This window comes from Mycoplasma sp. NEAQ87857 (genome assembly GCF_009792315.1).
Taxonomy (GTDB): Bacteria; Bacillota_I; Bacilli_A; order Mycoplasmatales; family Metamycoplasmataceae; genus Mycoplasmopsis.
Map to the genome: position 1 here is coordinate 313256 of NZ_CP045542.1, position 14337 is coordinate 327592.

Consider the following 14337-nt stretch of genomic DNA (forward strand, 5'->3'; position numbering starts at 1 on the left):
ACTCCTAAAGTTTAGTATATGCTCCTGTATCACTTGATTTAGTTAATAAATCTTGTAATTCATCATCTAGTTTTAAAATTGTCAAACTAAATCCAGGCATATCTAAGCTAGTCATATAATTTCCTACTAAAAATTCTACTACTTCTAATTGATCTTCATTAGCTAGTAATTTAATTTTTCTAGCTAAAATATATAACTCCATTAACATAGTAGAACCTAAACCATTTACCATAATAGCAACTTTATTGCCTTTTTCTAGTTTATGATGAGCTTTTAGAATTTCATAAAGTTGTTGAGTGTGTTCATCAGCAGTTTTGATTTTTTCTCTATGAGTTCCTTTTTCTCCATGGATTCCTAAACCAACTTCTACTTCATCATCTGGAATTTCAAATGATTTTTTGCCTAAAGTAGGTAAAGTACAAGCATCTAAAGAAATTCCATAAGATGCTAAGTTGTTAATAGTTTTATTAGCAACTGCTTTAACTTCAGCTAAAGTTGCTCCTAATTCTGCTTTAGCTCCTGCAATTTTATGTACAAATACAGTTCCTGCAATTCCTCTTTTTCCTACAGTATATTCACTATTTTCTAAAGCTATATCATCATCAACTACAACATAATCAACTTCTAAATCATTCATAGCTCCCATATCAGCAGCCATTTGGAAGTTCATTACATCTCCAGTATAGTTTTTAATAATTAATAAAGTTCCTTTTTTAGAACTATAGTATTCAATTGGTGCATAAACAGCATCAGGGGTTGGTGAAGTAAATATTTCTCCTAATACTGCAGCATCAAGCATTCCTTGACCTACATAACCAGCATGAGCAGGTTCATGACCACTTCCTCCACCACTGATTAAAATAACTTTATCTTCTGGTTTTTGTTTTTTAACAATAACATTGTGATCTGGTAGTTTTAATAATTTATCTGAATGAACTAAAGCAATTCCTTGAGCTAATTCACTAACAATATTTTCTACCTTATTGAATAATTTTTTCATAATTTCTCCCTGAAGAAAAACACAGACTAAGCTGTGTTTCATGTTTTATTTTGCTAATGATAATGCTAATGGAATCAAACCAATTAAGATACCAGCAAGCATAGGTGCAGCTCCTGGCACAATTAATCCATATTTAAAATCTGGAGAGGTTTGTTCTCTTGAACTTAAGAAGAATTTTTGAGTTAATGCATATACCATTCTTGGTCCTAAATCTCTTGCTGGGTTAATTGCATAACCTGTAGATGATCCTAAAGACATACCAATAGAAACAACTAATAATGTAACTGGAATTGGACCTAAGTTAGATAGAGATGGGTTTTTACCTATTGCTAAAATAACCCCAATTAACACCGCTGTTCCTACAAATTCGTATGAAAAGTTTCTTCCTGTTGCGTTTGCATAAGCAGGACCTGTACAGCTTGATCCTTTTAAATCAGCATTAGTGCTGTCTTTAATGTGGTTTCAGTTAATAAAGTTTAAAACTACTTGTCCTAGCATTGCTCCAATAAATTGTCCTAAAACATATAACAAGAACAATCCAATTGCTTTACCTTTATTAGCTAATACTCCTATATTACCAACAAGATCATATACAGTAACTGCAGGATTTAAATATCCAGGAGCTTTAAATGCTTGAGCAACAATTACCCCTACTAATACCGCAAATCCTCAAGCAAAAGTGATTAGAACTCAATTAGGTGCAGTGAGTTTAGCAAACATATTTTTGAATTTAACACTAGCAACTACACCATTACCTAAAATAATTAATAACATTGTTCCTAATATTTCTCCAAGAAATATTAGTCCAATTTCGCTACCTGTTGCAGCAAATGCACCCATTATTCCTCCACATCCTTAATTCAATTTAAAGTTCTTTTAACAGCAACATCTCATCCATGAGTGAGTTTTGATACTTCTTTGTCATCCATTTTTGGTTCAAAGACTCTATCAACTTCAGTTGTTTTTTCAATTTCTTCTAAATCTTTTCAGTATCCTGTTGCTAATCCTGCCATAAATGCAGCTCCTAAAGCAGTAGTTTCTACATTTTTAGGTCTAACAACATTGGTTTTTGAAATAGAAGCTTGGAATTGCATTAAGTAGTTAGAATTACTTGCTCCTCCATCAACTTTTAATACTTCAATTTTGCTTTCAATATCTGATGACATAGCTTTAATTAAGTCATTTGATTGGAAAGCAATAGATTCTAAAGTAGCTTTAATAATGTGTTCTTTTTTGGTACCTCTTTCAAGACCAAACATTGCTCCTCTAGAATATGAATCTCAATAAGGTGCTCCTAATCCTGTAAATGATGGAACTAAATATACTTGGTGGGTTTTATCTTTTTCTGCTAGTGATGCATAAAAATCACTTTCAGCAGCATTATAGATTAATCTAAGTCCATCTCTAATTCATTGAATAGCAGCTCCTGCTACAAAGACTGATCCTTCTAAAGCATAAACTGGTTTTTGATTTCCAATTTTTCAAGCTACAGTTGTAAGTAATTTATTTTTTGAAAGAATAGGTTTTTCACCAATGTTCATCAAGGTGAAGCAACCTGTTCCATAAGTGTTTTTAACCATACCAACTTTGGTACATAATTGACCAAATAAAGCAGATTGTTGATCTCCAACAACTCCAGCAATTGGTACTTCACTGGTTGCTCTAAGTGATCAAAACATTGGATCAATATGACCATAAACTTCTGATGATGATTTAACTTCTGGAAGTATTTCACGTGGGATTTCAAATAATTCTAAAAGTTCATCATCTCAATCCATAGTATTGATGTTGAATAATAAAGTTCTTGATGCGTTTGATACATCAATTGCATGCACTTTACCTCTGGTTAATTTTCAAATTAATCAAGTATCAATAGTACCCGCAAGTAAGTTTCCTTTTTCTAATGTTTTTTGTGCTAAAGGCACATTTTTTAAAATCCATCTAATTTTTGTACCACTAAAGTATGGATTAATAATAAGACCGGTTTTTTCTCTAATGACATCTTTATATTCATCTAAAGTGTCGCAATATTCACTTGTTCTACGATCTTGTCATACGATCGCATTATAAACAGGAGTTCCTGTTTCTTTATTTCAAAGAACAACAGTTTCACGTTGGTTAGTAATCCCTACAGCTTGAATATCTTTTGATTTAATTTCAGCTTGAGTTTTTACTGATTGCATAGTTGAAAGTTGAGTATTTCAAATTTCAATTGGATCATGTTCTACTCATCCGCTTTGAGGGTAATATTGAGTAAATTCTTTTTGTGAAACAGCTACGATTTTTGCATTTTGGTCAAATACAATAGATCTACATGAAGTTGTACCTTCATCTAGAGTAATGACATATTTTTTATCCATTTATAACTCCGGTTTTAAAATAAGATTATTTTTTAATATACATCTATTGAATAATCTGGTTTGAAGTCTTTTCTAGGTTCAAGTTTAAGTTCTAATAACTTAACAATTTCTTCTGCAATAGCAGGTGCTGATGATAAAGCAGGTGATTGCATTCCTCCAGCAAGAATAAAATCTTTATTATTTTTTGATTTTCTAATAACAAAATCATTGGTTTCTACATCAATTGGTCTAGAACCTGACAATGTCATAATAGTTCTTTCTAGTTTTAATGAAGGAATGATTTCATGTCCTATTTCTCCAATGTAGTCATATTTAGCAGGAGTTACTAATCTAGTATCTTCTTTTGGAACTCCTTCTTCAGCTGTAGGTCCTACTAAGTAATGACCATCTAATGTAGGAGCAACAATAACTCCTTTTCCATGAATTGTAGGAACTTTAAATAATACAGAGTGAACTAAATTAGGGTCATAGTTATCTAAAATTCTGTATTCTCCTCTTCTGGTAGTTTGTTTGAAATCATCAAATCCATTTTCGTTTGCAATAGTATCTGCATAATGTCCTGCAGCATCAACAACTTTTTTAGCTTTTACTTTAGTATCGTGGTTAATTGTAACAATGAATTCTCCATCAACATATTCAACTTTTGTTACTTCTGAACTTACTTTAAGTTCAGTACCATTTTGTTTTGCTGCACCTAAAAGTGCTTTAGTTGCTTCAACAGGTTGAATTGCAACAGATGATGTACATAATAATGCTCCTAAAACCTTAGGGTTAACATTTGGTTCTCTTTTTAATACTTCATCATGTGTAAGAACTTTTAAATCTTTTGGATCTAATTTATTTTCTAAACCACGGTCATATAACATATGAACGTGTTTCATTTCTTCTTCATTAAATGCAAGAATTAATGAGTCAATTTTTACTCTTGGAAATTGTAAATGCTTAAATCAATCATTTTGTCATTTTTTATTTCCTTCTAGATTAAGTTTTGCTTCGATTTTTCATGGTTCTGGATCAAATCCACCATGAATCAATCCAGAGTTTCCTAATGATGTTTCATTAGCTACTTTAGGGTTTTTTTCTAGCACTAAAACATCTAATTCATATCTAGATAATTCATAAGCGATTGAGGCACCAATAATTCCAGCACCAATAATAACAACGTCGTATTTTTTCATAAATCTCCTAATCTTAAGAAAGTTTTTGTGGTTACCCACTAATCTAATTTTAGTTTTTTTGCTACTAAGTAATTAAAAATAGTGAAATTTATATGAAAATGTGCAAAAAATTACACATTTATTTTTAACAATTAGCTTTTTGAAGCTTCTTTTGGTGAAAGCTATACTTAAAATCAAAAGTTAAATAAAAAAAGAGATCTTGCGATCTCTTAATTATTATTTAGATTATTTTACGATGTTGTAGAAAGCTTTATCTCCGTAGAATTCAGCAGCACCTTCTAATTCTTCTTCAATAGCTAATAAACGGTTGTATTTTGCAATTCTATCTGTACGTGATAATGAACCTGTTTTAATTTGTCCTGTGTTCATAGCAACAGCGATATCAGCGATTGTTGAATCTTCTGTTTCTCCTGAACGGTGTGAAACAACAGCTGTCATGTTAGCTTTTTGAGCCATTTGGATAGCGTCAAATGTTTCTGTTAATGAACCAATTTGGTTAACTTTAATTAAGATTGAGTTCATTGCTTTTTCTTCAATAGCACGTTTTAAAATAGCTGTATTTGTAACTGTTAAGTCATCTCCAACGATTTGTAATTTATCACCCATTTCAGCTGTAAATCTTTCAAATCCTTCTCAATCACCTTCTGCAAATCCATCTTCGATTGAGATAATTGGGTATTTAGCAACAAGAGATTTTAAGTATTCTCCCATTTCTTCTGATGTAAATGTTAATTTAACATCTGTTAAGTTTTCAAATCCAGGTTGTTTTGATTCGATAGCTTTTTGTAATTTACCAAATGTATATACACCATTTTCATATAATTCTGATGAAGCACAGTCCATTGCAATAGCAACAGCTTTTTCACCTTTAGTTGCAGGTACATAACCAGCAGCTTTAATAGCTTCAACTAAGAAATCTAAAGCTTCTTCGTGTGATTTGAAGTTTGGAGCAAATCCACCTTCATCACCAACTTGAACTCCGTGTCCATTTTGTTTTAATAATTTAGCTAAGTTGTGGAATACAAAGTTTGCCATTTGTAATGCTTCTCTGAAAGTTTTAGCTCCAACTGGCATAATCATGAATTCTTGGAAGTCGATTGTGTTTGATGCGTGTTCTCCACCGTTAATAACGTTTAACATAGGAACTGGTAATTGGTGAGCGTTAAATCCACCTAAGTATTTGTATAATGGAATTCTTAATTCATTTGCAGCAGCTCTAGCAACAGCTAATGAAACTCCTAAGATAGCGTTAGCTCCAAATTTTTCTTTGTTTGCTGTACCATCTAATTCACACATTAATAAATCGATTTTTCTTTGGTCTGTAACTTCCATACCAATTAAGTGTGGTGCAATATCTTGGTTAACGTGATCAACTGCTGTCATAACACCTTTACCACCAAATCAGTTTGCTTCGTATTTTGTACCTTTATCTCTTAATTCAAGAGCTTCTCTTGTTCCTGTTGATGCTCCTGAAGGAACCATTGCTGATCCATATCCTTCATATTCTGTATAAACTTCAACTTGAACAGTTGGATTACCACGAGAATCTAAAACTTCACGTGCATGAATTTTTGTAATTGCTGACATATTTCTCCTTAAATAAGTTAAATAAAATGACTATATATAATAGTTTTTAAGTATTTAAATAATACCACATTATTTTATTACTTTTATTTAGTATTTAATCACTCTTAAAATTCTTATAAATAAAAATGTGGAAGTCTTTTCATTAAATATCTTATTTAATTTAAATAAAAATATTTTTGTGGTATTTATACACAAATATTTTTATTTCAAGATATTAAATGCAAAATAAGTCATAATTCTATACTTTTATTTGCCTTATAAATTGTAATTAACTATATTTAATTATAATATTAATTATATTAATAAATAATAGGAGGTTATTTGTGGAAAAGCAAAATATTAAAAGATGAAAAGAAAAATTATTAGACCTTTCTTTGAATAATAAAGCTCTAAATCATAAGAAAAATAAAAACAGTACCATTAACATTGTAAGTCCTGATGTTAAAACTTTTTTAGATCAAATTGTTGGTAAAAGAGAAACAACTATTGGTAATGTTTTTTCTGGTAAAAAAGCATCAAGCAAAGATGAAACTATTACAGTTAATGGTATCCAAGTAGCTAAAAAAGATTATTATACTCAAAGCGAAATTCTTCCATTAATTACTAAGTCTAAAACTAAAAATATTATTTATACTAATGCTTATAGTACTAAACAAAAACAAGTTTTAAGAAACTTATTTAAAATTAGCAATTACTACCACGATGAAAATGCTATTGATGTTTTATTTTTTGCTGTTGGATATTTAAAGTGATATCAAGATAACTCAGTTTATTATGCGCCTTTAACATTTTTAAATGCTGATTTAACACAAAAAAAAGACGGTGAATATTCTGTTAAATTTAATGGTGATGAATTAGTATTAAATGAAACATTAGTTTATAAAATGTGAAGCGAATACAATATAGATATTGAAATGCCTAACTACAGTAATTTATCAATGTATGAGTTTTACAATGAATATAAATCAAGATTTCAAGAAAAAATTAAGGAATTTAAATTAAAAAATTGAGAAATTATTGATCGTATTGATTTATCAATTTTTCACTTTGCAAAAATTGATATGGTTAAAGATATTGAGCAAAATGAAAACAAAATTGAAGAAAGTAGTTTTTACAAAAAATTAATTTCTGACACTAATACTGTTGATTATGGAAATTTAGTTAAAGAAAATCAAGTTGATCAATACATTAATCCTAATTTCTACTATCATAAATTAGATTCTGATTCTTCTCAAGAATCTGCGATCCAGTCAGCTATTAATGGTCAAAGTTTTGTGCTTGAAGGTCCTCCAGGAACTGGTAAATCTCAAACTATTACTAATATTATTACTGAGTTAATTGCTAGAGGTAAAAAAGTATTATTCGTTGCAGAAAAAAAAGCAGCTTTAGATGTTGTTTATAATAATCTTAAAAAAATTGGTCTAAATGATTTTGCTTTACCAATTCATGATTCAAATTTAGATAAAAAAGAAATTATTCAAAACCTATATGAGACATTATTAAAAGCTAGTGAAGGAATTCAAGTTATTTCTGAAACCTATTCAAATGAAAAGGTTGATAGATATAAAAATATTAAAAAAGATTTAAATACCTACTATGAAAAAATAACAACAATAAACCCTCCATTAAATAAAAGTTTATATGAATTATATGGACTATATGGTTTAAAGAAAGATTCTCAATCTTTAATTTTTTCAATTAAAGATGTTGATACTTTTGATGAAAATAAATTATTTACTTATGAGAAAAAAATTGATTTATTTCAAAATAAATTCAAAAATATCAACTTCAACTTTAAAAATAATGATTGATATGGTTTAAATAACCTTTCTAATAACATTAGTTCTAAAGAAAACTTAATTAATTTAATTGAAGAAACTCTTAAATTATCAGAATCTACTCAATATTATTTACAAAATAATTTAAAACCTAGTTTAAAAATTTCTTATAAAGATAATTTAGCTTTCTTACGATCAATTGAACAATTCAAAGAATTTTTAGAACATTTAACTCAATTAAAAAGAATTGATGAAAGATTTAAAAGAATCAATGATCTTTCTCGTGAAATTGAATTATACGAAAAACTTTATAACGATTTTAAAACCAAGGTTGAATTAAAGAAAGAAATATCATCAAATTACAATCTTGATACTATTAATTCTATTGATGGTCAAAGTGCAGTTCATGCATTTAACAAAGCTAATACTTTTGTTAAAAGATTTTTCTCATCAGAATATAGAAAATATAAAAAACAATTATTAAACGCAAGAAACAACAAAAAAGCTTCATATTTAGAATTGAAAAATGAAGCATCATTAATTCATCAAAAACAAGTAGTAAGTTATCAAATTAAAAAGAATTCTAGTCAAGTGATTTTTGATAAAAACTTCTCGGGAATTATTGATTTAGAAAACATTGTTAATGACTTACATTGATATGCAAAATTTATTGAATTATCTAAAAATGTTTTAATTTATGAAAATGATGTAATTTATTTATTAATTAACTGATTCCACAATAAAGATTATGCGTTTTCAGTAATTCATAAATCACTAGAATTATGTACAGAATTAATTGAACAATCTAATAAACTCCAAGATCATTTTGATAATACTATCTTGAATTTAAAATTCTTAGATTCAAGACATTTATTCGATAAATTACAAAAATTTATCGAATCTAAATATGAATTAAATAACTATTTAGAATTCTTATCTTCATACGAAGAAATGAAGCAATTAAATTTAGAAGAATTTGCTAACAAATTAATTGATTCTAATATTCATAATGATTACTTTAATATTTTTACTAAAAGATTTTACTTATTATTAATTGAACATCTATTAGTAAAACAAGGATTAAGTTCTAGTTACAATGGAACCGAAATTCAAAAAATGAAAGAAGAATTTGGTACTGTTGAAAAAGACATTCAAAAAATTGCAGAATTTAAAGTTAATGCACAAATTATGTCTAAAATACCAAATATGAACTCAGTAGAAGGATTAAATCCTTCAATTAAATTATTAGTTCAAGAAGCTAATAAAGATCGTAGAATAATGCCTTTTAAATCATTATTTGAAAAAATTTCTGATCTAATTACCACTATTAAACCTTGTTTAATGATGTCTCCTTTAGCTGTAAGTTCATTCTTTAAAAAATCAGATATTAATTTTGATTGTGTAATATTTGATGAAGCTTCTCAAGTTTGTTCAGAAAGTGCTATTGTTGCATTATTTAGAGCTAAACAACACATTATTGTAGGTGATGAGCACCAATTACCCCCTACTAATTTCTTTAATAGTGATAATTCAGATGATATTTTAGAAATTGAAAAATCAGATACTGATGATTATGATTCAATTCTTACTGCTGCTAAATCATTCTTACCATCTATTAAACTAAGATGACACTATCGTAGTAAATTTGAAGAATTAATTGTTCCTTCAAATAAAGAAATTTATCACAACTTAATCACCTTCCCTTCAATTGCAAAACCTTCAAAATTCCAAGGAATAGAATTCCATAAAGTTAAAGGTATTTTTACTAATCAACAAAACGAAGTTGAAGCAAATAAAATACTTGAAATTCTTGAAACTATTTATAAAAAATACAAAACTACTAAAAGTGTTGGAATAGTAACAATTAATAAAAAACAACAATTATTAATTGAAAATAAATTAGATAAAGCTAGAAATTCTAAACCTTGAATTGATCAGTTTATGAATACAGATAATCCTAGTCCTTTATTTGTTAAAAATATTGAAACTGTTCAAGGGGATGAAAGAGATATTATTATTATAAGTATTTGTTATGCCCCTGATGCTAATGGTAGAATGTATATGCGTTTTGGACCAATTAACTATGATGATGGATACAAGAGATTAAATGTTGCATTCACTAGAGCTAAAGAATCTACAATTATAGTTTCATCAATCTCAGGAGATGATATTAGTATTGATTCAACAAGTTCTAGAGGTAGAAGATTCTTAAAAGATTACCTAATATATGCTGAAAATGGTAATAATAGTTTAGATGATTCAACTCATAAATCAAATTCTATGAATCCATTTGAGCAAGAAGTATATGACTCACTAGTTCAACTAGGTTATGATGTTAGAACCAAAGTTGGATCAAGCGGTTATAGAATTGATTTAGCAATTGTGCACCCTAAAAATCCTGATCAATTTGTCTTAGGAATTGAATGCGATGGTTCAACATTCCATTCATCAAAATCCGCTAGAGACAGAGATAGATTAAGACAAGAAATTTTAGAAAATAGAGGTTGAAAAATCTATCGTATATGATCTACTGATTGATTTAAAAACAAGAATCAACAAATTAAACAATTAGAACAATTTATTCAAAAAAACTTAGAAGAAATTGATAAACCTAAAGTTGATATAACTATAGATAACACAATTGCTTCTAAAGAAAAAGAAACAAATACAACCCAAAAACAAGAGCAAGAAATCACAACAATTGAACAAATCAATAACCAAACTACAATAGGTGAATTATTTGAAGAATATCCTATTTTAGATTTAATCAACTTCTATAAATATAGAAAACCTTTTGATTATATTGATGAAATTATTGAACTTGCTGCTCCTGTTTCTATTGATGAAATTAAAAAATTCATTCCTCAAGTTTATGGAAGACAAGTATTTAACCAAACAGTTAAAAACGATTTTTTAAACTACTTACAAAACCTTGAAAGAGCTAAACAAATTACTTTCACTAATGGGTTTATTTATAGTAATAATAAAAAAATAAAATTCAGAAAAGCAACAACTGATATAAACAAAAGAACTTTTGCAAATATTAGTTTATTAGAAATTTCTGCTGGTATTTTAACTATTTTAAAAAATTGCAAAGCTATTAGTGTTGATGTATTAGTTGCTGAAATAGCTAAATTATGTCTTTATGGTAGTGTTAATGCTGCTATTAAAACTAAAATAAATAATGCTATAAATGTTCTTATTAAAGAAAATAAAGTTACTTTAAAAGGTGATGTTATTGAATTAAACTAAAAATATGCATAATTATGCATATTTTTTTATGACCTTTAGACCTATTGGGGTTTAGTTGTACAAAAAAAATACAGAGATTAATTCTCTGTATTTTGAATTATAAAGTTGTAATTAAATATTAATCTTCATCTTTTGATTGAATATTTCTACGTTTAATGATTTCATCAGAAATTGTTTTTGGACATTTTTCGTAGTGATCAAATTGCATTTGGTATGTACCTCTACCACTTGTCATAGATCTAAGTTCTGTTGAGTATCCAAACATTTCTGAAAGTGGAACGTGTGCTTTAACAATAACAGCTCCATCGTTTCTTTGTTCTTGATCTTGAACTAATCCTCTTCTACGTGATAAATCACCAATTACATCCCCCATGTGATCTGAAGGAACAACTACTGAAACATCCATAATTGGTTCTAATAATACTGTACCAATTTGGTCTTTAGCTTTTGTAAGAGCTTTAGAAGCAGCAATTTTATAAGCCATTTCAGATGAATCGACATCGTGGTATGATCCATCAAATAATGTAGCTTTCATATCAATCATTGGGTATCCAGCTAAAATACCAGCTGCCATTTTTTCTTCAAGACCTTTTTGAATTGATTTAATGTATTCTTTAGGAATTTTTCCACCAACAATTTTATCAACGAATTCAAATCCACCATCTGGGTTTGGTTCGAATTTAATTCATACGTGTCCATATTGACCTTTACCACCAGATTGTTTAATGTGTTTTCCTTCAACATCTGCTGTTTTAGTAATTGTTTCACGGTATGAAACTTGAGGTGCTCCAACTTTAGCTTGAACACCAAATTCTCTTTTAAGACGGTCAACGATGATGTCTAAGTGTAATTCACCCATACCAGCAATAATTGTTTGACCTGTTTCTTCATCGGTGTAAGTTCTGAATGTAGGGTCTTCAGCTGCTAATTTTTGTAATCCTAATGATAATTTTTCTGTTGCAGCTTTTGATTCTGGTTCTAATGCTTGAGAAATAACAGGTTCTGGGAACACCATTCTTTCTAATACAATAGGAGCAGTTTTTTCTTGAACTAATGTATCTCCTGTTGTTGTGAATTTAAGTCCAACAGCAGCAGCAATATCTCCTGCACGACATTCATCGATTTCAACACGGCTGTTTGCGTGCATTTGTAAGATACGTCCAATACGTTCTTTTTGATCTTTTGTTGAGTTAAATACGTAACTTCCTTTGTTTAAAACTCCACGGTAAACACGGAAGAAAGTTAATGATCCAACAAATGGGTCTGTCATAACTTTGAAAGCTAAAGCAGCAAAATCACCATCATCTGTTGCTTTAACAAATACTTCTTCATCTCCGTTGTAAGCTTTAATAGCAGGAACATCTAAAGGTGATGGTAAGTAATCAATAACTGCATCGATCATTCTCTTAACACCTTTGTTTTTGAATGATGTACCACAAACTACTGGGAAGAATTCTGAAGTTAAAGTAGCTTTTCTAATAGCTGCTTTAAATGTTTCTTCATCAACATCTCCACCTTCAAGAACTAACATCATTAATTCTTCGTCAAAGTTTGCAACAGCTTCTAATAATTCTTGACGTTTGATTTCAACAATATCAACTAAATCAGCAGGAATTTCTGTAGGAAATTCTTCTTCTGCAGCTTCTCCGTTGTATGTGATTGCTTGTCTTGTAACAAGGTCAATAATTCCTTTAAAATCTGATTCTGCACCAATTGGTCATTGGATAGCAACTGCGTTTCCACCTAAACGTTGTTTAACAGATGCTACAGAAGCTGCAAAGTCAGCTCCGGCTTTATCCATTTTGTTAACATAAACAATACGTGGAACTTTATAGTTTGTAGCTTGTCTTCAAACTGTTTCTGTTTGAGGTTCAACTCCTGATTGAGCATCTAATACAGCTACAGCACCATCTAATACACGTAATGAACGTTCAACTTCAACTGTAAAGTCAACGTGTCCTGGAGTATCGATGATGTTAATTCTTTTTCCTTTTCAGAATGCTGTTGTAGCAGCTGAAGTAATTGTGATCCCACGTTCTTGTTCTTGAGCCATTCAGTCCATTTGACTAGCTCCGTCGTGTGTTTCACCAATTTTGTGAATTTTTCCTGTGTGGAATAAAATTCTTTCTGTTGTTGTTGTTTTCCCTGCATCAATGTGGGCCATAATACCGATGTTACGGTAATCTTTTAAATCGTAATCTCTAGCCATTATAAATACCTATGATTATCATCTGAAGTGTGCGAATGCACGGTTAGCTTCAGCCATTTTGTGTGTGTCTTCACGTTTTTTGATTGCTCCACCTGTTTTGTTTGATGCATCAATAATTTCGTTTGCTAAACGTAAATCCATTGTTTTTTCGTTTCTTAAACGAGAGTATTGCACTAATCATCTAAGTGCAAGAGTTTGTTTTCTACGAGCAGGAACTTCTGTAGGAACTTGGTAGTTTGTTCCACCAATTCTTCTTGTACGAATTTCTAATTGTGGTGTAATGTTTTCTACAGCTTGTAAAAACACTTCCATTGGTTCTTTTCCTGTTTTTTCTTTAACTATTTCAAATGCTGAATATAAAATATCTTGAGCAATTGATTTCTTTCCGTCAAGCATAATTTGATTAATTAATTTTGTAACTACTGTTGAGTTAAAAACTGGATCAGCTAGTACTTCACGGATAGGCGCTTGTTTTTTTCTTGACATATTTCCTCCTATTTTTAATTAATTTTAATTATGCTTATTTAGCTTTTTTAGCTCCGTATAAGCTACGTCCTTGGTTACGTTTTGCAACCCCAGCACAGTCTTGTGTTCCACGAACAACATGGTATCTAACCCCAGGTAAGTCTTTAACACGACCTCCACGTACTAAAACAACAGAGTGTTCTTGTAAGTTGTGTCCTTCTCCTGGGATATATGCTGTTACTTCCATTCCGTTTGATAACTTAACACGAGCATATCTACGTAAAGCTGAGTTAGGTTTTTTAGGTGTCATAGTAGCAACACGAGTACATACACCACGTTTAAATGGTGATGCCATTTTTTTAGCTTTTTTAATTAATGAGTTGTAGCTAACACTTAACGCAGGAGCGTTTTGTTTTTTAATTTTTGAACTACGACCATTTGTAACTAATTGGTTAGTTGTAGGCATTTTTCTACTTCCTTTCTATAGTAATATAAATAAATGAAAATT

At 29.6% G+C, this 14337-nt stretch carries 9 protein-coding genes; 1 reads left to right on the forward strand and 8 read right to left on the reverse strand.

Annotation, left to right across the window (positions count from 1 at the left end; all coding sequences use genetic code 4):
- Nucleotides 1–4: 4 nt before the first annotated feature.
- The 5 genes from dhaK to eno all read right to left on the reverse strand — a co-directional run bounded on the left by dhaK (nt 5) and on the right by eno (nt 6125).
- Entirely contained in the window at nt 5–1000 is a 996-nt protein-coding gene (gene dhaK, locus GE118_RS01275) for a dihydroxyacetone kinase subunit DhaK (protein ID WP_158763649.1), read from the reverse strand.
- Nucleotides 1001–1045: 45 nt separating this feature from the next.
- Complete coding sequence (locus GE118_RS01280; RefSeq protein ID WP_158763650.1) at nt 1046–1840, reverse strand: MIP/aquaporin family protein; 795 nt, start codon at nt 1838–1840, stop codon at nt 1046–1048.
- Nucleotides 1840–3360, reverse strand: coding sequence for a glycerol kinase GlpK (glpK, locus tag GE118_RS01285; RefSeq protein WP_158763651.1), 1521 nt, complete (start codon nt 3358–3360; stop codon nt 1840–1842). Before glpK ends, GE118_RS01280 begins: the two co-directional genes overlap by 1 nt.
- Before the next feature lie 32 nt (nt 3361–3392).
- Nucleotides 3393–4538 carry a type 2 glycerol-3-phosphate oxidase gene (gene glpO / locus GE118_RS01290; protein ID WP_158763652.1) on the reverse strand — a complete coding sequence of 382 codons (1146 nt, stop codon included), beginning with the start codon at nt 4536–4538 and terminating at the stop codon, nt 3393–3395.
- A 225-nt stretch (nt 4539–4763) separates the two neighbouring features.
- The gene (eno, locus tag GE118_RS01295) at nt 4764–6125 is read right to left on the reverse strand and encodes a phosphopyruvate hydratase (protein WP_158763653.1); all 1362 of its coding nucleotides are present in this window, start codon (nt 6123–6125) and stop codon (nt 4764–4766) included.
- Nucleotides 6126–6448: 323 nt separating this feature from the next.
- Here eno and GE118_RS01300 point away from each other — a divergent pair, with 323 nt between their 5' ends.
- Nucleotides 6449–11155 (forward strand): DUF4011 domain-containing protein, encoded by a 4707-nt coding sequence (locus tag GE118_RS01300; RefSeq protein ID WP_158763654.1) that lies wholly within the window; start codon nt 6449–6451, stop codon nt 11153–11155.
- A gap of 118 nt (nt 11156–11273) precedes the next feature.
- On the opposite strand, the gene fusA is transcribed toward GE118_RS01300, so the two are convergent.
- From fusA to rpsL, 3 genes are read right to left on the reverse strand one after another with little or no spacing between them, the layout of a single operon-like run.
- Nucleotides 11274–13364 (reverse strand): elongation factor G, encoded by a 2091-nt coding sequence (fusA, locus tag GE118_RS01305; RefSeq protein ID WP_158763655.1) that lies wholly within the window; start codon nt 13362–13364, stop codon nt 11274–11276.
- A gap of 15 nt (nt 13365–13379) precedes the next feature.
- The gene (gene rpsG / locus GE118_RS01310; RefSeq protein ID WP_158763656.1) at nt 13380–13850 is read right to left on the reverse strand and encodes a 30S ribosomal protein S7; all 471 of its coding nucleotides are present in this window, start codon (nt 13848–13850) and stop codon (nt 13380–13382) included.
- Between the two features lie 34 nt (nt 13851–13884).
- Nucleotides 13885–14295: a 30S ribosomal protein S12 gene (gene rpsL / locus GE118_RS01315; protein WP_158763657.1), complete on the reverse strand. Its 411-nt coding sequence runs from the start codon at nt 14293–14295 to the stop codon at nt 13885–13887.
- Nucleotides 14296–14337: the final 42 nt, after the last annotated feature.